The sequence below is a fragment of the Methanoculleus methanifontis genome (assembly GCF_030464365.1).
Lineage (GTDB): Archaea > Halobacteriota > Methanomicrobia > Methanomicrobiales > Methanoculleaceae > Methanoculleus > Methanoculleus methanifontis.
Window position 1 is genome coordinate 67,116 of sequence record NZ_VCYI01000002.1, and the last position, 18,498, is coordinate 85,613.

Below are 18,498 nucleotides of genomic sequence, written 5' to 3' on the forward strand. Positions count from 1 at the left end.
GCGACAGGAAGATGTCGGGTCGGTGCCAATAGTGGAGGTGCACCATGAAGAAGGAACTCGTCATCGAATGGAAGCACGCCGAAGGGAACGTCGAAAAGACCCCTGAAGAGTTCGAGGAGACCGGGATGACGCTCGCGGCCGTTCTCGCGGAAATCCGCATGCTCCTCGAGATGGAGGGAGTCGGCGTCCGGCTGATCGAGACGGTCCTCCCCGACGATGCCGCCGCAGAGTCGGAGTCCCTCCTCTTCAACGGGATCCCGGTCGAAGAACTCCTCGAAGGGGTCGAGGTGACCGCGACGGCCTGTGCCTGCGCATCCTGCGACTCCTGCGGGGGAGACGCGGAGTGCCGGACGCTCCGCTACAACGGCGAGGAGTACGAGGCGATCCCGCCGGAACTGATCGGGCGGGCCGCCGCAAAAGCGCTTGAGGTGGAGTGAGGCGGGGCGGTCGGGCCGCCGTCGCCGGTTCCCTCTCATGCCGGGAGCCGGAGGTTTCCCGAACGCCGGAGTACACGGGGCCGGTTCCCGTAGCGGGGCGGGGGAGACTTTTTCAATCTGTTTTCAATGTATTGTACTTAACATTAACATAAAGTTAAATGACTATTTTTAATAAGGGCCGCGTTCCAACCACGATACCGTAAGCCTCCGATACCTCCCCGGAGCGTACCGGAGAGGACCGAACGGACGTGGTAGTCATTACAAGACGTTGTCATCTTCTGCTCACCCTCCTCTGCATCTGCGGGGTGCTCCTCTGCACCTCCGCCGCCTGCACGACCGTCCGGGGGACGGATTCCCCTGCGGAAAGCCGCACGATCACCGATATGGCGGGCCGGACCGTCGCCGTCCCGTCGGAGATCGAGAGCATCGCCTGCACCTCGCCGCCGTCGACGATGCTCGTTTACATGGTCGCGCCCGACCGGCTTGCGGGCTGGAACTTCGCGCCCGAAGAGGGCTACATCCCCGAGCGGTACATGGCACTCCCGGTCGTCGGGGGCTGGTTCGGGAAAGAGACCGGCAACTACGAGACCTTCATCTCGATGCACCCCGACATCGTCGTCGAGGGCTACACCACCGGCGGTGGGGCGGCGCACGTCACCGTCGCGGAGCGACAGCAGAAGATGGGTTCCATCCCGGTCGTCGCCGTCGAGGACACCACCAACGCCACCCGCTACTCGGGTCCCATCAGGTTCATGGGCGGCCTCCTCGGGGAAGAGGAGCAGGCCGAAGCGATGATCGCCTTCTACGAGGGCGTGCTCGCCACGGTGACGGAGCGGGTGGCCTCGATCCCCGACGACGAGCGGGTGGGGGTCTACTATGCCGAGGGGCCGAAAGGGCTCATGACCGACCCCTCGGGTTCGCCCCATGCCGAACTCATCGACCTCTGTGGCGGGAGGAACGTCGCCGAATGCGCGATTACGCCGGGAATGGGGATGACGGAGGTCTCGATGGAGCAGGTCATCGCCTGGAACCCGGACGTCGTTCTGGTCCACGACCCGGGATTCTACGCCACGGTCCGGACCGACCCTCTCTGGCAGGAGATCACCGCCGTGAAGACGGGCCGGGTCTACCTCATCCCGCAGACGGCGTTCTGCTGGTTCGACCGTCCGCCCGGGATCAACCGGATCGTCGGGATCCCCTGGACCGCCAAAGTCCTGTATCCGGACCTCTTCGCAGATATGGATCTCGAATCCCTCGTCCGTGAGTACCACGAGACCTTCATTCACGTATCGCTTTCCGACGACCGGATCCGGGAGATCCTGAACCCCTGAGGTCAAGATGGGATACGTACCAGGCAGATTCGACCGCGACGGGGCGGAGGATATGGACCGGATTGCAAAGACGATCTTCGCCCCGATCTATCCGGTGATTGCGCAGCAGATAATCGAGCGGTGCGGGATCTCCCGCGGCAGGTGCCTTGATATCGGCAGCGGCCCCGGCTCGCTCGGGATCGCCCTTGCGCAGGCGAGCGCGTTAGCGGTCACGCTCCTCGACTCCTCCCCGGAGATGATCGCCATTGCCGGAGGGAACGTCCGGGAGGCCGGGCTTTCGGGGCGCGTCGCGCTTCTATCGGGCGACGTTCACGACATCCCGCTTCCCGATAGGTCCGTCGATCTCGCGGTCAGCCGCGGTTCGCTCTTCTTCTGGGAGGATCTCCCCCGTGCGTTCTCCGAGATCCACCGGGTTCTCGCACCGGGCGGGACGGCCTACGTCGGGGGCGGGTTCGGTACGGCCGAACTCCGGGACACCATCGCAGCCACGATGGAGAGGGCGAACCCGGACTGGAGGAGTTTCCGGGACAGGAACCTCGGCGCGGATAACCGGGAGCGGGTCGCCGGGATCCTCGAGAACCTCGGGTTCCGTCACCGGCTCGTCAGCGACGACTCGGGGTTCTGGGTTGTGATGGAGAAGGAGGGTTGAGCATGCGCTGCTCAATCTGCGAGAACCGCTGCGCCGTCCCGCCCGGGGGCGTCGGGCGGTGCAGGATGTATACGAACGAGGACGGAGCGATCGTCGAGCGGTTCCCCGACCGTTACATCGCGGCCATGCCGATCGCGATCGAGACGATGCCGATGTGCCACTACCACCCCCGTGGGACGTTCCTGCAGGCGAGCGGCATCGGGTGCACCTTCTCCTGCGGGGGGTGCATATCCGAGACGATCGCCTTCCACGCGGAGGCGGTCTCCGGGGCCCTCAGGCATATCCCGCCCGGCGCTCTGGTCAAGCGCGCCTTAAAAGAGGGGTGCCGGGGGATAGCCTTCTGCCTCAACGACCCGACCGCCATGCACCGGACCTTCCTCGGGGTGGCCCGGGCTGCGCACGACGCCGGCCTCCTCGTCGGGTGCGCGACGAACGGCTATTACACGGAGGAGTCCCTCCGCGACATCGCGCCCGCCATCGATTTTGCGAACATCGGGCTGAAAGGAGCGTCGGATGCGCGTTACCGTGCGTGCGGTGCGCTCTCGGCGGAACCGGCCTTCCGGACGGTGAAGACCCTTCACGAAGCAGGCGTCCATGTCGAGGTCTCCTGCATCCACGCCCGGGGGTGCGACGACGAGATCCGGGCCGCGGCCGCCCGGGTCGCGGGGATATCTCCCGATATCCCGTTCCTCGTCATGCGGTTCATCCCGTTCGGCGACGAACCGCCGGAGAGGGAACCGACGATTGCGGAGTCGGAGCGGATCTGCGACGATCTGCGGCGGAAACTCCGCTACGTCTACCTCTTCAACTCGCCCGGGACCGGGTACCTCGATACGGCGTGCCCGTCCTGTGGAGAGACAGTCGTCCGGCGGGAGTTCTTCGGGCCGATGGGAGCGCGGACGATCGCGATCCCGCCGGACGCCCGGTGCTCCTGCGGTTGTTCTCTCCCCGTGACCGGGAGCGTCGCGGAGACGCTGTACGCCGAGCCGGGGATGATGGGCGGCTACCGGTTCACCCGGGCGCTGGAGATGGTTCACGCCGTCCTGGTCTGCCTCGGTGTCGAGTCCGATGCCGACCTCGCCCGTATCTGGGCCGGGGTCATCCGGGACGACTACATCCGGGACCTCCACGGGAAGATCCAGACAATAGACGGCTACCTTGATCTCGTCCGTGAACTCGGGGAGCGGGCCGGCCGCACCGGGGCGGCGGAGAGGCTGGCCGGCTACATCGGCGACCGGGTGGCGGCGGTCTCGTCGGCGGTCGAGGGCTGCCGCCGGCCCCGGGTCTACTACTCAATGGGGTCGCCGCTCTTTGCCCTGAACGCCGACCGGTTCGAGATGGACCTCGTGGAAGCGGCCGGCGGCGACCCCGTTAACCGCGGGATCGTCCGGGCCGGAAAACCGGGCGTCAACATAACGCCGGAAGAGTTCGCCGCATTCAACCCCGAATATATCTTCGTATCCGGGTTCCTCTCGGCACCGGCCTCCGATTACATCGCGGCGTGCCGGAGGATGGGGCTCTCTGCCGACGCCGTCGAACACAGCCGTGTCTACACCCTTCCGCCGGGCTGGGACTTCGGCAACCCCCGCTGGGTGCTCGGCCTCTCTGCCATCGCAGGCACCCTCCACCCGGAGCGTGCCGTCTTCGACCTTGCCGCGGAGCAGGATCGGTTCTACCGGACGTTCTACGGGACCGATGCGGCCGCGATCACGGGGAACCGGTCGTTCTACCGTCCTTAGGTGCCGTGGGGTTTTGTCCCGGCGGTATTCGCCCTTCCCCCGCCACGGCAGCCGCACGGGTTCATCGGGATGCAAACCGTCCGCCCGGCCTCCTTGATGTAGTGGACGCAGATATCGATCCCGTAGGCTTCACGGAGGTTCTCCTTCGTGATGACGTCTTCGGCCCGGCCCTGTGCGATCAGCCTGCCTTTCTCGAGGATGGCGACCGTGTGCGAGACCAGGAACGCGTGATCCGGGAAGTGGGTGCACATCAGGATGGCGATCCCGTCGGCGGCGAGCCGGTCGATCGTTGCCATCGCCGTTGTCTGGTTGCCGATATCGAGGTGCGACGTCGGTTCGTCGAGGATGAGCAGCGACGGCTCCTGGGCGAGGGCGCGGGCAATCATTACCATCTGTGACTCCCCGCCCGACATCTCGGAGATGCACTTCTCCCGGAGATGGGTGATCCCGATCCGCGCAAACGCCTCCTCCGCCTTCTTGTAGTCCTCCTCTTTCGGGACCGCGAAGGTCGCGATATGCGGCGCTCGTCCCATGAGGACGAAGTCAAGTGCCGTGAACGGGAAGACGGCGCGGTGGGCCTGGGGAACGTAACCGACCTGCTGCGCGATCTCCTCGGTCCGCATATCGTCGACCCGGCGGCCGCCGATCTCCACCGTCCCGCCCTGGAGCCTGAGGATGTTTAAGATACACTTGATCAGGGTCGATTTTCCCGTCCCGTTCCTCCCGAGGAGGGAAAGGATCTCTCCTTGCCGGAGAGAGAGGGAGACGTCTTCGAACTGTTTTGTGATGCCGTCGTACGAGAACGAGGCGTTGTTGACGTTTAGAATCATGATATCCAGCCTACTTTTTTGCGTGTCAGGAGGTATGCGAAGAACGGCGCCCCGATGAGTGCCGTCAGGATGCCGAGAGGGATCTCGGCTGCGGTCAGGGTTCTTGCGATGTCGTCGACGACGAGAAGGAACGAGGCCCCGAGAACGGCCGATACGGGGATGAGCTTGCGGAAATCCGGGCCGACGAGCATCCTTCCTATGTGGGGGACGACGAGACCGACCCAGCCGATGATCCCGCTGATGCAGACCGCGGAGGCGGTGACGATCGTCGAGGCGATGACGAGCACTATGGTCATCCTCTTTGTGTCCACCCCGAGCGCCCGCGCCTCCTCTTCGCCGACCGCGAGGAGGTTGATCCGCCACCGGATGAGGAAGAGACAGATGCTCCCGAGAAGGATCGGTGGGGCAACCGCGGTGATGTCGGCGTTCGAGACCGCGGAGAGGCTTCCCATCAGCCAGAAGACGATTGCAGGCAGGGTGTCGTACGGGTCGGCGACGTATTTGGTGAGGGATATGAAGGCGGAGAAGAGCGACCCGACGATGATCCCCCCGAGGACGAGGACAAGGGTCGAGCTCTTGCCGACGGTGTGACCGATGCCGTAGGCGACGGCGACCGCGAGGATCCCGAAGAAGAAGGCGGAGATCTGGATGACCATGGGGTTGCCGGAGAGGAGGATCCCGACGGCCGCCCCGAACCCTGCGCCGGCGGAGACGCCGAGGATATCGGGCGAGACGAGGGGGTTTTTGAAGAGGCCCTGGAACGAGGCCCCGGCGATGGAGAGTCCTCCGCCGACGAGCATCGCCGCGATCACCCGGGGGAGCCTGATCCGGAAGACGACCGTCTGTTTCGATGCCTCCCAGGTCTGCTCGAAGGAGGGGAGGAGGACCTGGTGGCCGGAGACGGTTGAGAGCAGGGATGACGCACCGTCGAGGAACGCGTTTATGGTTCCTACGGTGAGGATCCGCAACGTCTCCACCGGGTCCATCACGTACCTCCCGAAAAAGAGAGAGAAGAAGAAGAGGATGATTGGGAGGAGGTAGATTGCCTTCCCTGCCGGGATCAGCCGGAGAACGGCTTCATGGGCCGGTGTGCCGTCCCGAAAGACCGATCGCCAAAAACCGATCGCAACATTCTTCCTGGGTTCCTGTCCGATCTCTATAATCGGTTCTTTCCTATGGGTCATCCGGTATACCGTCCATACCGGATATGTTTATTTGTTTTACTTAATATTATGGCAATGTAAATGGCATAACCTTTACAACAACAATAAAAAGGTTCGGCGGATCCCGCCGTGTTGCACAATTTCCCGGGGTTTCCCTCACGGATCTTCCTGCGGTAGTTTCACTCAGGCCACCGCCGCAACCAGCGTGTTGCAACAGTTCACCTGTGCCTGGTCTGAGATCACCGTGAGGGGCGGGCAGACAGGTTCGGGGATAGGAATATATCTCCAGCTAATATGTAAATATATTTTATTTGATTTTACTGAAAAGTAAATGATTATAGATAAATATGCGCGACGTCGCACTATTGTACGGTGTAGTCGGTATGAAGAAAGATACTCGCCATCTGGTTCTCGCCATCGTGGCCGTCTGTGCCGTCCTGACTCTTGCTTTCGTCCTTGCAGCGCCCGGGACTGCCGGTGAAGAATCTGCTGCAACGGTCCGGACGATCACGGATATGGACAACAGGACAGTGACCATCCCGTCCGAGGTCAGGACCGTGGTCATCACCTGTTGCGGCGGCGCGGCGCAGGAACTGGCGGCCCTGGGAGTCGGCGACCGGGTCGTCGCCCAGCCGCAGCAATGCACTACGGAGCGCCTGTATGTTGTCGTCCCCGGGTACCGTACCACACCCGACGTCGGTTCCTTCGACAACGCCAACGTGGAGGAGATCCTGAAACTCAACCCCGACATTGTTATCGGGAGTTATTATGCAGAAACAGGCAACGCCCGCATTGAAGCAGCCGGGATCCCGGTCGTGCGGGTGCTCACGGGGCGTGCCGGAGTCGAGGAACTGAAACAGGAGTTCCGCATGCTGGGTCAGGTCTTCGGGCGCGAGGAGCGTGCCGAACGGCTGGTTGCGTACTGGGATGAAACGCTCGCGCGGATCGAGGCGAAGATCGCCGATCTCCCCGAGGGCGAGCGGAAACGGGTCTATTACATGATGAGCACCCCACTCAAGACGGAAGGCCACAGTGCGTGGGGTAACGATATGATCCGCGCTGCAGGCGGGATTAACGTCGCCGGAGGGATCGACCAGAAGGTCATCCGTGGGGGCTATGAGATCTCTGCCGAAGAGCTCGTCCGGTGGGATCCCGAGGTCATCTACGTTGCATCGAACATGAAGGACTACTCGAGCCCGGCCGGTGCGTTTGTAGCCAACCCCCAGTTTGCGACCGTCACGGCGGTCCGGGACGGGGCGGTGTATCCGTGTCCCGTAGGAACGTTCTGGTGGGATCGCCCCGCACCGGAGAGCCCGCTCGGGATCCTCTGGCTTGCACAGAAACTCTACCCGGACCGGTTCGCCGACGTCGACCTCGCAGACGAGACAAAGAAGTTTTTCCGTGAGTTCTACGACTACGACCTTACGGACCAGGAGGTAGAGAGCATCCTCCACCCGACACCAATTTGAACGGATGTGGTTACACCATGACAAGACAGACAATCCAGCTCCGGCAGGTCATGCCGGCGGTAGAGGGCGTTGCACGCCTGGATGCAGCCCTGTCCGGGTACCAATCGTACCAGGTCATCTCGGCAGCGCTCGAACTCCGGTTCTTTGACTGGCTCTCGGAGCGTGGCCCGACCGCAAGAAACGACGTCACTGCAATCGGCATAAACGGGATGTTTACCCGGGGTTTCCTGACGGCGCTCGCCGATATGGGATATATCACGTTCGAAGAGAACGTGTGTGCAAACACCCCAATCGCCGAAGAACTCCTGGTCAGCACCAGTCCCACCTACCAGGGCGACCTGATTCTCGCCGCCGGCAGGGAGACGTCATCGTGGTCCCACCTGGCCGCAACGCTCAGGGACGGCATGGAGACGCCGAAAACCGGTCCCCGGCCGACGCACGATCACCTCAGGGCGGTCGCTCAGCGGTGCACCCGGGGCGAACTGCAACACGTCGTCGGCCTGATCGGCCAGCACTCCGGGTTCAGGAACGCCCGGTCCATGCTTGATGTTGGCGGTGGACACGGCCTCTACGCCGTCGCCCTCTGCCAGGAGAACCCGAACCTCCAGGCAACCGTCTTCGATCTCCCGCATGTGGTACCGCTGACCCGGGAGTACATCGGCAAATACGGTATGGGTGGACGGATCTCCGCCCGGGGAGGAGACATCCTCGTCGACGATCCGGGCAGGGGGTATGACCTCATCATCGTCTCGCACCTCCTCTACACGTTCCGGGACCGGCTGACGGACGTCCTCGGCAAGATCACGGAATCTCTTGCCCCTGGTGGCCTTCTCGTCCTCAACCATCTCTTCTGCTCACCGGGCTGCACCATATCCCCGGGGAGTGGGACTGCAGAACTCGATCGGGCACTCATGAGCGCCGGGCATCCGCTCTGCCACCCGGAAGGCCTTGAGGCCGTGCTCAAGCGCCTGGGATACATCGACATCACCAGTTCCCCCCACGAGACCGGAATGGGCTATGGCGTCCTCTTCTGTGCGACGAAAGATGGCGGCGAGACCGTGCATTGCCGGGACGGCTCCTCGTCTTCCGGGTGCAGCTGCGGGCCGGGCGGGTGCGGGAACTGATGGGTGACAGTACAGTCCTCGACGCGACTGTCCGGATTCTCAAGGAGCGCCTCGGGGAGAGGATGGATGACGTGAGGGTCGATCGCGCGGTTGTGGGAGTCTTTTTCACGGGAGTCAAACTCAGCACGGGCCATGGGGGTATCTGCGCCACGCCCATAAAGTCGATCCCGGAAGCCGTCTGCTGCCCGAGTTCGGCAAAGGCGCTGCCGCACTCGGGGAGGCTCCGGGAGCGGAGAATCGAAGCCTACCTTGCCGACGCTCTTGGAGACCGGCCGATGCGCAAGGCGCTCGGGATCGCGGCCGTCAGCGCATTATCGGCGCTCTGTGACGATGTATGCCCCGGGCCGGATCACCCCGTCGTACGCGGCGTCGATGCGGTCGATCTCCTCACGATACAGGAGAGCGGGAATGTCGTGGTCGTCGGGGCGCTGACCCCGTATCTGCGTGCCCTCAAGCAGGCCGGTCAGCCGTTTCGTGTCCTCGAGATGGATCCCCGTACGCTCAAGCCCGACGAGCTGCCGTTCTACACGCCGGTCGAGGAGACGGATATGGTCGTTCCCTGGGCTGACACCCTGGTCATCACCGGCACCACGCTGATCAACGGGACGCTCGACCACCTGCTCGAACTCGCCCGGCCGGAGGCCACGGTGGTCGTGCTCGGCCCTTCGGTGAGCATCCTCCCCGACGCTCTCTTCTCGCGCGGCGTGGAGATCGTCGGTGGAAACCAGGTGACCGACCCCGACCGCCTGCTGGATATCCTTGCCGAGGGCGGTTCCGGCTACCACTTTTTCGGGAAGGGGGCCGACCGGATCGCCGTCCGGCGGTCCCAGGAACCGTGAACGCACGAATGACACAGGATAATAATGTGAAATGCTGGATCGACTGCTGGAAAGCATCGGCACAGCACAGCAAGATAGTCAGTGACGACCTCCAGGCGACCCAATGGGACGAGCGGGCTGACCGCTTTGTACAGAACATGGATGAGGAAAGGCACCGGAAACGAGTTGGCGATGTTTTTGCAATTCTGGAGGAGGCCGGTTTCTCACCCGAGGGCGCACGCGTCCTCGACATCGGGTGCGGACCGGGCACCCTCTCCCTCCCCCTTGCCCGGGCCGGGGCGGACGTCACGGCCCTCGACATCTCGACGAGGATGCTCGACCACCTCAGGGAAACCGCGCAAAATGAAGGCTTGCGTGTTAACGCGGTCGAATGTTCCTGGTGGTCGGCCGATATCGACAAACTTGGGTTCCGGGAGAAGTTCGATCTCGTGATCGCGTCGATGACGCCGGGAATCAGGGACGTCGAGACCTTCGACCGGATGATGGCGTGTTCAAGGCAGTTCTGCTATTACAGCCGCTTCGTCGGGAGGGTGGGCACAGACGGGGCTCGCCGGGAGATTTTCAGGAAAATCCTGGGTGAGGAACCCGACAACCCCGGGCCGGATATGCTGTATCCGTTTATGTACCTCTACGTTCTTGGTTACCGGCCGCTTGTGAGACTCAGCCATGTTTCAAGGACCCAGGAGCGGGACTGGGCCGAAGCAGCGGAAGAGACGATCAACGATCTGAGATGCACCCGCGATGTTTCCAGCGATGTCGAGGAAAAGATCAGGGAGTATTACAAAAATGCGTCGCCAGACGGCAAATATCGTTCCGAAACAGAGAGTTGCAGCGGCATGATGGTCTGGTCTGTCACGGCCGGAGATGGGGTATAAGCGGGCTGAAACGATCGATGCTCTTCAGTTCGGCATGGGCGGGGAAATTAACGGAGAACTCCTCGCATCCCCTCTCCCCATCCTGTCGCCGAACTTCGGGGTTTACCGGAGTATAACCCATCAGAGATCTCCCAACCGGGTTCCGTACCAGGGGGTGCCCCGGCGAACTCACCGACCTCGCAACACGGGACAATTAACAATAAAATGTTAACATGTCTATTTTGTAAATAGAAAATATTAAATTCCCGGCGTTAAAGACGTTACATCACACCTGTGAGGCGATATGCCGGAACGCCTGAAGGGCTACCCGTACGGGACCTGCGTATGAGGCCTGCAGGGGGTGTTAATGATGAAAGAGACGAGTACAGTCCTGAAAGCGTTCATAACCCTATCATTTATAGCACTTCTGGCGTTCACCTGCGGCTGCACCGGGCAGGGACAGGCGACCGACAGCGGGACAACAGTGGTCACGGACATGGCGGGTCGGGAGGTCGTCGTCCCGAAAAATATCGATAGTATCGTGACGATCGGTTCCGTGCCGGTGCTGAACAGTTTCATGTTCGCCATGGGGCAGGGGGGCAAGATCGCCAATGACCTGCCGGAGTCATTCATCAAAGGAGGCAGACACAAGTACCAATACGTGTTCGAGCCCAATTTAAAGAACAAATTAACGATCCAGACCACGACCGGGGACTTCAATCTCGAGGAACTCATGAAGATCAACCCGGACGTTGCATTTACCATGAGCATGCCCTCGGTCGATAAACTCGAGAAGAACGGTATCCCAGTCGTTTATCTCTCCTGGACGGATGCTGAGGACGTGAAAGACCTGCTGCTGCTGCTCGGGGAGGTCTTCGGTGAGCAGGAGAAGGCCGGGAGGTACGTCAGGTACTTCGACGAGGCCACCGCCCGCCCGGGTAAGGCGGTCGCATCCTTGCCGGACGACCAGCGGCCAAGGGTGTTGTGTTGTTCATACAAGGGCATGTCTGTGGGCCACAAGATAGCCGAGTGGTATATCGAGAAAGCGGGTGGGATAGCTGTCGCTAAGGAGGCCCATGTTGCGGAGAGCCTGCAGTTTGATCTGGAGCAGTTACTTGCCTGGGATCCCGACGTGCTCATTCTTAGCAGCCATGATGAGATCCCCCTGGTTTACAACGATACACGGCTCAGCGGCGTAAGTGCAGTAAAGAACGGGAAGGTGTATGCGACGCCCGCGGGAGCGCATTACTGGATCCAGCGTACAAGCGAGACGCCGCTGATGGTGCTCTGGGTAGCGAAGACAATCTACCCCGAACAGTTCAAGGACTTCGATATGGAGGCAGAGGTCATAGCCTTCTACAAAGAGTTCTACAACTGCGACATAACACGGGAGCAGGCAGCGGAGATACTCAGCGGAACGGCATAAGCACCGCCGAATGTTCCGTGCCTCTAAATTCGCATAGAGGGAGTTGTTGCGGGTGAAAGAAAAACTACGGTCTGAAAAGCGCTCATAACGATATCACTCATAATACCGTGTTGCACAATCTCCAAGGATTTCCTCGCGGGTCTTCCTGCGGTGGCTTTGCTCGGGGTAAGGCCGTTCCCAACGTTCTTTCTTGGGCATGAAGGCCCGGAATGGACGACCGTCGTCATCACGTTTGCGGTTGGGCAACCTGAATATGCGACACGGCAGGCAGATCCCGTTTTTCAGCTGCAATCGAGGGCCGGAAGTCGTGGTCGTTCTGCTCTCTTCTGGATCAGAGGAGGGCCCCCTCACCCCTCCGGGCCGTAGCACCGCCGGAGGATCACCGGGGTGCTCCGTGGCGCCCCGGTGACCGTATCCGCAAAGAGCACTGGAGCGGCGATGCGATCCCCCGGAACCGGCGCCGCCGTGATCGGGGAGAACGTCTGTGCTTCGCGCCACTCCCAGACGGCGTCCATCACGGCGTCCGCCGTCGCCATGGCGCTCGCGGTCCCGACGTCCACCACGACAGGGTTCGTGATATTCCACCGTTCGACGACCGTGTCGAGGAGCCTGCGCCGGACCGTCCAGACCATCGGGGGGTGCGGGTGCGCGGTCAATCGGTCGAGCTGCTCCGCCCAGACCGCACCCTGGAGCTCGAACCTCCCGACTTCGTCGATGACCACAAGGTCGGTCTCCCGCGGATCCGGCGGCGCGAGCGCCCGGCGGCCGAACACGAGCCCCTCGGGGCGGAAGTAGAACCGGCCGTGGGCCTCGCACCGCGGGTCGGGGTCGATCGAACAGAGTTCCTCGTGCTCGCCGGTGGCGAGGTCGACCAGGGTGAACCCCGACCTCCGCCCGTCCCGCACGTGTCCGGGGGCGATGACCCCGCGGACCCGGACGTTCAGCCCGACGATGAGCCCGAGAACCAGGTGCAGGAACGTCGTCTTGCACTGGCCCTGCCCGCCGGTGATGATGAAGACCGGTGCCCGGTGGTTCATCCGTGGACCCCTCCGCTGCCGGAGACCGGATGAGGGGCTACCGGTCTGTCCCGGTCTCCTCCGGGGAGGGAAACCCTGGAGACGTTCACTCGGGAGTACATGGGTATACATTGCGACCTCGGGTATAAAACACTTTTACTAATTTGATTTGTTAATATCGAAACATTTACCGTGTGGCTACCGCGGGGCCCGCAACCCTTATGCGAGGTCCGGTGCCTGGGGTGCCCATGAACCAGGAGAGGGCCTGTTCAGCCTGCAGGAAGAACCTCGTCCCGCGTGAGAGGGAACCGGAGCCGGCGCCGCTGGGAGAGGAGACGCTCTCGAACCTCGACCTGATCGAGCGGGTCTGCCTGACGACGACCGAGACCGATCCGCTCGCCCTCGCCTGCACGATCATGCGGCACCCACAGATCAGCCTCCACGGCCCGGAGTACCACTTCCTGGTGCCGGCCGTCCTGCTTGTGGCGTACTACAACCACCGCGGGAGCCCGGAGAAGAAGGAACCGGCGCTCCGGCAGGCGAGAAAACGGGCCGAGGCCGTCCAGCCGGCCTTCTGCGGCACGCACGGGACCTGCGGTGCGGCGATCGGCACCGGGATCTTCATGAGCCTCATTACGCACTCCGGCCCGCTGAAGAAGGAGGGGTGGTCGCTCTCCAACCAGATGACGGCGCGGAGCCTCACGGCGATCGCCGTGAGCGGCGGGCCGCGCTGCTGCAAACGCGATTCGTGGATCGCGATCGGCGAGGCGGTGAAGTTTCTCGCCGAGAAGTGCGATATCCGTCTACCGGTGACGGAGCATATCGCGTGCGAGTACGCGACCGTGAACCTTGAGTGCACGGGATGCGAGTGCCCGTTTTACCCCCGCTGAGGAGTCCGGCCCGCGCCCTCCATCAGTATAAGTAGAAAAACGGGACAATACCATACGGAGTTAATGATTATGGCAGAGAAGAACGTCGTGCTCCACACGACCATGGGAGACATCACGATCCGCCTCTACGACGACATGCCGGTGACCGCGGGGAACTTTGAGAAACTCGCAAAGTCCGGGTTCTACGACGGCACGATCTTTCATAGGGTGATCGCGAACTTCATGATCCAGGGCGGCGATCCCACCGGCACCGGGACGGGAGGACCGGGCTACACCATCACCGACGAGTTCGTGAAGGGCCACTCGAACAAGCGGGGAACGATCGCTATGGCGAACACCGGACGCCCGAACTCCGGCGGCAGCCAGTTCTTCATCAACCTGGTGGACAACACCTACCTCGACTGGGACAACCCGCAGACGCCGAGTGCCCACCCGGTCTTCGGCGAGGTGGTGGAGGGGCTCGACATCGTCGACAAGATCGGGAAGGTGAAGACGGGCTCCGCCGATAAGCCGAAGGTCCCCGTCCGGATCGAGAAGGCGGAAGTTCTGGAGTGATGAACCGTAACGAGACCGGTCACCGTGACCCGGGCGTGATCGAGGAGCGGATCGGCTATACCTTCAAGGATCGCTCGCTTCTCGAGCGGGCGCTCACCCGCCTTGCCTACACCCTGGAGGCGGGCTCCCCCCCCGATGCCCACATGGACGCCCTCGCCACCCTCGGCGATGCGGTCATCAACGTGGCCGTCGTGGAGGCGGTGATCGCGGAGGGAGCGCACGAAAAGGGCGCGATCAGCAACCGCAAAATGAACCTGGTGAACATGACCCGGCTCAGGGGGCTCGCCGAAGACCTCGTTCTCGCCGACTACGTCCGGTGGGGGAAGGGCGAGGCCGCCCAGAGGGTCTGGACCTCCGGCCGGGTTCTCGCCGAGTGCCTGGAGGCGCTCGTCGGCGCCGTCTACCTGGACGGCGGGATGGAGGCGGCCGCGGGCGTGCTCCGGCGGCTCGGGCTTACGGAGAGCGTGTAACCGTTCTCTCCGTCGAATGCTTCACACAACCCCCGGGGAAACCCGTTCGTCAATAGAATGGCAGTAGCCTCACGCGAAGTGCGCGAAGCCGCGAAGGGGAGTTGCTCTCGGATAACCGTTCTTCGCGTCCTTCGCGGCTTCGCGTGAGTCAATGATTTAGGATAATTTGAAGGAACTCATCCTTAGCTGAGCGATTCCTCTAAGTCAATTACCCTGTTCTTCCACCGCCGATCCCGGCAGGGGCTCTCTCGCCGGAGCCGCGGCCGGTGGCCGCATCAGGAGCCAGGCGACGGCGAACCCCACCGCCGCGAGGGGCGCGACCCACGGGAAGACGCCGAGGTAGGTCCCGGTCGCCGTCCGGATGAATCCCGCGAGCTGCGGCCCGGCGATGGCGCCTGCGCCGTAGGCGAGGAAGACGACCCCGTAACACCGCGGGTAGTCGCACGTCCCGAAGTAGGACGCCGTCGCCGTCGGCGCGATGGCGAGCCAGCCCCCGAGGCAGCCCCAGAGGACGGCGAACGCGACGATGTAGGCGGGCACCCCGGGTGCGACCCACATCAGGACGGATGCTCCCGCAATCAGCGCAAACGTCAGCATCGCCGTCTTCCGTGCCGATATCCGGTCGGCAAGTCCGCCGAACGCCGGCCGGCCCAGCCCGTTGAAGACGGCGAAAAACCCGACGAGGAGCGTCGCGAGCCCCGCGTCGACCCCGGCGAGCTCGGTCCCGACCGGTTTTGCGATCGAGATCGCCATCAGCCCCGCGAGGCAGCCGACGAAGTAGCAGGCGAAGAGGCCGTAGAACGTCCCCGTCCGGAGCATCCCTCTCCGGTCGCACTCGCAGACCGGCGCCGTTCCGACCCCGGGCGCGGGCGCCGACCATCCCGCCGGCCGCCACCCCTCCGGCGGGAACCGGAGCGGCAGGGCCGAGAGGACCAGCACGGCGATCAGCGCGGCGCCGAAGATCCGGAACGTCGCCATCACCCCGTAGGCGGCGATCAGGGCACCTGCCGCGTTCGCGGTGACGAAGGCCGAGAACCCGAACCCGAGCAGGGCGAGCCCGACGGCAAGCCCCCGCCGGTCCGGGAACCACCGGGCCGCGACAGCGACCGGCGCCCCGTAGGCGATCCCGACCCCGAGGCCGCCGATCATGCCGTAGACGACGTAGAGGGCCTCGACCGACGTCGCCGTCGAGGCGAGGAGCCACCCGAGGCCGGTGAGGAGCCCGCCGACGACCGTCACCCTCCTTGGGCCGTAGCGCTCGATGTACTTCCCGGCGAGCGGCATCGCGATCGCGAAGAAGGCGAGGAAGACCGAGAACGGGAGGAGGACCTCCGCCGCCGTCACCTCCCGGCCGAGCGTCGCGGTGAAGTGCGCCGCGAGCGGCGCGACGAAGACGCTCCAGGAGTAGATGCTCCCGAGACAGAGGTTGACGACGAGCCCGAGGGCGACAAGCCCCCATCGCCCCTTCTCTGCGGGCAGCCCGAAGATCGCCGGTGTCTCCGTCATGGGTGCCTACTCCTCGAGCGTTGAGATGTCTCCCGGGTCCATACCGAGTTCGCGGGCTTTTAAGACCCGGCGCATGATCTTGCCGCTCCGGGTTTTGGGGAGCCGGTCCATGAACTCGAACTCGGCGGGAACCGCGACCGGGCCGAGGCTCTTTCTGACGTGCCGGGCGAGGTCGTCGGTGAGGCCGTCGCCGGAGTTCACCCCCACGCGGAGCGTGACGAACGCCTTGATGACGTTCCCTTTCAGGGGATCGGGTTTCCCGATGACCGCTGCCTCCGCCACCGCGTCGTGGGAGACGAGCGCGCTCTCGACCTCGGCCGTCCCGATGTTGTGCCCGGCGACGACGATCAGGTCGTCGGCCCGGCCGATGATCATGACATAGCCGTCCTCGTCCTTCACCGCGAGGTCGCCTGCGGTGTAGCACCCCGGGATGGTCTTCCAGTAGGTGCAGTAGCGCTCGTCGTTGCCGTGAACCGTCCGGAGCATCGCCGGCCAGGGCTCCCGGACGACCAGGAACCCGCCGGTGCCGGGCGGAACGGGTTTCCCCGTCCTGTCGACGACGTCCACGACGGCGCCCGGGATGGGTTTACCGGCAAACCCCGGCTTCATCGGTTCGCCGACCATCGTGGTGATCATGTGCATCCCGGTCTCGGTCTGCCACCAGGTGTCCACGATCGGGCACCGCCCGCCGCCGATCGCGCGGTAGTACCACTCGAACGCCTCCGGGTTGAGCGGTTCGCCGACCGAGCCGAGCACCCGGAGCGTCGAGAGGTTGTACTTCGCCGGCCACTCGTCGCCGTAGCGCATGAACATCCGGATGGCGGTCGGCGCGGTGTAGAAGATCGTCACCCCCAGATCCTGGACCAGCTGCCAGTATGCGCCCGGGTCCGGGTAATCCGGCGTTCCTTCGGCGAGGACGACGGTCGTGCCGACCTCGAGCGGGCCGTAGACGATGTAACTGTGGCCGGTGATCCACCCGGTGTCGGCGGTACACCAGTAGACATCGTTCTCCTTGACGTCGAAGACGTGGCGGGTGGTGTAGTAGGTTCCGACCGCATACCCGCCGCAGGTGTGGACGATCCCCTTCGGTGCGCCGGTCGAGCCGCTGGTATACAGGATGAAGAGCGGGTCTTCCGAATCCATCGCTTCCGCCGGGCAGTCGGGTGCGGCGCGGGCCACCAGATCGGCGTAATCGACCTCCCGGTCGGGGTCGAGTTCGACGCCCGGGGTCTCGCGCCGGAGGACGACGACCTTCTCGACGCCCGGGGTTTGGGCGAGCGCCTCGCTTGCGAGTTTGCGGAGCGGGACGGTCTTTCCCCGGCGGTAACCGACGTCCGCGGTGACGAGAACCTTCGCCTCGGCATCGTTGATTCGCATTGCGAGCGCATCGGGCCCGAACCCGCCGAAGACCACCGAGTGGACGGCCCCGATCCGGGCGCAGGCGAGCATCGCGACGACCTGCTCGGGGACGAGCGGCATGTAGATGCAGACCCGGTCGCCCTTGTTGACCCCGAGGCTCGAAAGGCCGTTTGCAAACCGCATCACCTCGCGGTGCAGGGCCTCGTAGGAGAGGATCCGCTTCTCTCCGCTCTCCCCGTGCCAGACGATCGCCGGCTTATCCTTCCGGCCCCCGGCGACGTGGCGGTCCAGGCAGCTCGTGGTGATGTTCAGTTTCCCGTTGACGAACCACTTCGCGTAGGGGTAGTTCCACTCCCTGACCCGGTCCCAGGGCTCGAACCAGTCGAGATCGCGGGCGATCCGGTCCCAGAACCCCTCCGGGTCGCGCAGGAACTCGCTGTAGGCCCGCGTGTAGTCCGGTGTCCAGGCGGTCGCCCTGCACCGGGGGTCGGGGTAGTAGCGCTTCTCTTCTAGTTTCACGGCGAACGACTCAGCCATTTCTCCTCATTCCTGTCTTCATACTTCTTGCGGGCCTCTCCGTTCGGCCCGTAATCGTGCTACCCATGCATACCGGTCGCCGGGACGGTACCGGCCCCCACGGGGGCGTAACCATCGCAGAACTCTTTTCTGCGTGGCCGCTCTGAATTATACATGATTAATAATGTGGGATTTTTTACACGATTAATAATGTATAATATGTGATAAACTTTGTGGTCTCCGGGACAATAGGGCACTCTTCCCCCGGGTGCCGTAAAAATTACCTGAAGTGTTTTCTCGTTCGCAGGCTGCTTAAAGTAGAAAA

Annotated in this window: 17 protein-coding genes; 12 read left to right on the forward strand and 5 right to left on the reverse strand. The window is 63.4% G+C overall.

From position 1 onward, the window contains the following. The first annotated feature begins 44 nt into the window (after positions 1-44). From FGW20_RS01775 to FGW20_RS01790, 4 genes are all read left to right on the forward strand, one after another. The gene (locus FGW20_RS01775) at positions 45-437 is read left to right on the forward strand and encodes a DUF2703 domain-containing protein (RefSeq protein ID WP_301676398.1); all 393 of its coding nucleotides are present in this window, start codon (positions 45-47) and stop codon (positions 435-437) included. A 248-nt stretch (positions 438-685) separates the two neighbouring features. Continuing rightward, positions 686-1,768, forward strand: coding sequence for an ABC transporter substrate-binding protein (locus FGW20_RS01780; RefSeq protein WP_301676399.1), 1,083 nt, complete (start codon positions 686-688; stop codon positions 1,766-1,768). A gap of 7 nt (positions 1,769-1,775) precedes the next feature. Next, complete coding sequence (locus tag FGW20_RS01785; RefSeq protein ID WP_301676400.1) at positions 1,776-2,417, forward strand: class I SAM-dependent methyltransferase; 642 nt, start codon at positions 1,776-1,778, stop codon at positions 2,415-2,417. Positions 2,418-2,419: 2 nt separating this feature from the next. Continuing rightward, the gene (locus tag FGW20_RS01790; protein ID WP_301676401.1) at positions 2,420-4,156 is read left to right on the forward strand and encodes a radical SAM protein; all 1,737 of its coding nucleotides are present in this window, start codon (positions 2,420-2,422) and stop codon (positions 4,154-4,156) included. On the opposite strand, the gene FGW20_RS01795 is transcribed toward FGW20_RS01790, so the two are convergent. Together FGW20_RS01795 and FGW20_RS01800 are read right to left on the reverse strand one after the other, a co-directional pair. Continuing rightward, on the reverse strand, positions 4,153-4,986 hold the full coding sequence (locus tag FGW20_RS01795) for an ABC transporter ATP-binding protein (RefSeq protein ID WP_301676402.1): 834 nt from the start codon (positions 4,984-4,986) through the stop codon (positions 4,153-4,155). The two genes, FGW20_RS01790 and FGW20_RS01795, sit on opposite strands and share 4 nt — an antisense overlap. Continuing rightward, a complete protein-coding gene (locus FGW20_RS01800) occupies positions 4,983-6,170 on the reverse strand; it encodes a FecCD family ABC transporter permease (protein WP_301676403.1) in 1,188 nt (395 codons plus the stop codon). Before FGW20_RS01800 ends, FGW20_RS01795 begins: the two co-directional genes overlap by 4 nt. 362 nt (positions 6,171-6,532) lie before the next feature. Between FGW20_RS01800 and FGW20_RS01805 the strand changes: the two genes are divergently transcribed. From FGW20_RS01805 to FGW20_RS01825, 5 genes are all read left to right on the forward strand, one after another. After that, on the forward strand, positions 6,533-7,618 hold the full coding sequence (locus tag FGW20_RS01805) for an ABC transporter substrate-binding protein (RefSeq protein ID WP_301676404.1): 1,086 nt from the start codon (positions 6,533-6,535) through the stop codon (positions 7,616-7,618). Between the two features lie 17 nt (positions 7,619-7,635). Beyond that, the gene (locus FGW20_RS01810) at positions 7,636-8,742 is read left to right on the forward strand and encodes a methyltransferase (protein ID WP_011842886.1); all 1,107 of its coding nucleotides are present in this window, start codon (positions 7,636-7,638) and stop codon (positions 8,740-8,742) included. Next, entirely contained in the window at positions 8,742-9,581 is an 840-nt protein-coding gene (locus FGW20_RS01815) for a DUF364 domain-containing protein (RefSeq protein WP_011842887.1), read from the forward strand. The genes FGW20_RS01810 and FGW20_RS01815 overlap by 1 nt, the downstream gene beginning before the upstream one ends. 26 nt (positions 9,582-9,607) lie before the next feature. Further along, complete coding sequence (locus FGW20_RS01820; RefSeq protein ID WP_301676405.1) at positions 9,608-10,456, forward strand: class I SAM-dependent methyltransferase; 849 nt, start codon at positions 9,608-9,610, stop codon at positions 10,454-10,456. Between the two features lie 346 nt (positions 10,457-10,802). Next, positions 10,803-11,861: an ABC transporter substrate-binding protein gene (locus tag FGW20_RS01825; RefSeq protein ID WP_301676406.1), complete on the forward strand. Its 1,059-nt coding sequence runs from the start codon at positions 10,803-10,805 to the stop codon at positions 11,859-11,861. A 347-nt stretch (positions 11,862-12,208) separates the two neighbouring features. Here FGW20_RS01825 and FGW20_RS01830 read toward each other — a convergent pair whose 3' ends face one another. Further along, entirely contained in the window at positions 12,209-12,898 is a 690-nt protein-coding gene (locus FGW20_RS01830) for a nucleoside-triphosphatase (RefSeq protein WP_301676407.1), read from the reverse strand. A 227-nt stretch (positions 12,899-13,125) separates the two neighbouring features. Here FGW20_RS01830 and FGW20_RS01835 point away from each other — a divergent pair, with 227 nt between their 5' ends. The 3 genes from FGW20_RS01835 to FGW20_RS01845 all read left to right on the forward strand — a co-directional run bounded on the left by FGW20_RS01835 (position 13,126) and on the right by FGW20_RS01845 (position 14,792). Beyond that, positions 13,126-13,767 carry a DUF5714 domain-containing protein gene (locus FGW20_RS01835; RefSeq protein ID WP_301676408.1) on the forward strand — a complete coding sequence of 214 codons (642 nt, stop codon included), beginning with the start codon at positions 13,126-13,128 and terminating at the stop codon, positions 13,765-13,767. A 69-nt stretch (positions 13,768-13,836) separates the two neighbouring features. Continuing rightward, on the forward strand, positions 13,837-14,322 hold the full coding sequence (locus tag FGW20_RS01840; protein WP_301676409.1) for a peptidylprolyl isomerase: 486 nt from the start codon (positions 13,837-13,839) through the stop codon (positions 14,320-14,322). Then, positions 14,322-14,792, forward strand: a complete 471-nt coding sequence (locus FGW20_RS01845) for a ribonuclease III domain-containing protein (protein WP_301676410.1) — start codon at positions 14,322-14,324, stop codon at positions 14,790-14,792. Before FGW20_RS01840 ends, FGW20_RS01845 begins: the two co-directional genes overlap by 1 nt. A 204-nt stretch (positions 14,793-14,996) precedes the next feature. On the opposite strand, the gene FGW20_RS01850 is transcribed toward FGW20_RS01845, so the two are convergent. After that, entirely contained in the window at positions 14,997-16,298 is a 1,302-nt protein-coding gene (locus FGW20_RS01850) for an L-lactate MFS transporter (RefSeq protein ID WP_301676411.1), read from the reverse strand. A 6-nt stretch (positions 16,299-16,304) separates the two neighbouring features. After that, positions 16,305-18,194: an acetate--CoA ligase gene (gene acs, locus FGW20_RS01855; RefSeq protein WP_301676412.1), complete on the reverse strand. Its 1,890-nt coding sequence runs from the start codon at positions 18,192-18,194 to the stop codon at positions 16,305-16,307. Between the last annotated feature and the right edge of the window lie 304 nt (positions 18,195-18,498).

Coding starts and splice junctions, on each gene's coding strand:
- FGW20_RS01775 (WP_301676398.1), top strand. CDS start 45: ATGAAGAAGGAACTCGTCATCGAATGGAAGCACGCCGAAGGGAACGTC.
- FGW20_RS01785 (WP_301676400.1), top strand. CDS start 1,776: ATGGGATACGTACCAGGCAGATTCGACCGCGACGGGGCGGAGGATATG.
- FGW20_RS01790 (WP_301676401.1), top strand. CDS start 2,420: ATGCGCTGCTCAATCTGCGAGAACCGCTGCGCCGTCCCGCCCGGGGGC.
- FGW20_RS01795 (WP_301676402.1), bottom strand. CDS start 4,986: ATGATTCTAAACGTCAACAACGCCTCGTTCTCGTACGACGGCATCACA.
- FGW20_RS01800 (WP_301676403.1), bottom strand. CDS start 6,170: ATGACCCATAGGAAAGAACCGATTATAGAGATCGGACAGGAACCCAGG.
- FGW20_RS01805 (WP_301676404.1), top strand. CDS start 6,533: ATGAAGAAAGATACTCGCCATCTGGTTCTCGCCATCGTGGCCGTCTGT.
- FGW20_RS01810 (WP_011842886.1), top strand. CDS start 7,636: ATGACAAGACAGACAATCCAGCTCCGGCAGGTCATGCCGGCGGTAGAG.
- FGW20_RS01815 (WP_011842887.1), top strand. CDS start 8,742: ATGGGTGACAGTACAGTCCTCGACGCGACTGTCCGGATTCTCAAGGAG.
- FGW20_RS01825 (WP_301676406.1), top strand. CDS start 10,803: ATGATGAAAGAGACGAGTACAGTCCTGAAAGCGTTCATAACCCTATCA.
- FGW20_RS01830 (WP_301676407.1), bottom strand. CDS start 12,898: ATGAACCACCGGGCACCGGTCTTCATCATCACCGGCGGGCAGGGCCAG.
- FGW20_RS01835 (WP_301676408.1), top strand. CDS start 13,126: ATGAACCAGGAGAGGGCCTGTTCAGCCTGCAGGAAGAACCTCGTCCCG.
- FGW20_RS01840 (WP_301676409.1), top strand. CDS start 13,837: ATGGCAGAGAAGAACGTCGTGCTCCACACGACCATGGGAGACATCACG.
- FGW20_RS01845 (WP_301676410.1), top strand. CDS start 14,322: ATGAACCGTAACGAGACCGGTCACCGTGACCCGGGCGTGATCGAGGAG.
- FGW20_RS01850 (WP_301676411.1), bottom strand. CDS start 16,298: ATGACGGAGACACCGGCGATCTTCGGGCTGCCCGCAGAGAAGGGGCGA.
- acs (WP_301676412.1), bottom strand. CDS start 18,194: ATGGCTGAGTCGTTCGCCGTGAAACTAGAAGAGAAGCGCTACTACCCC.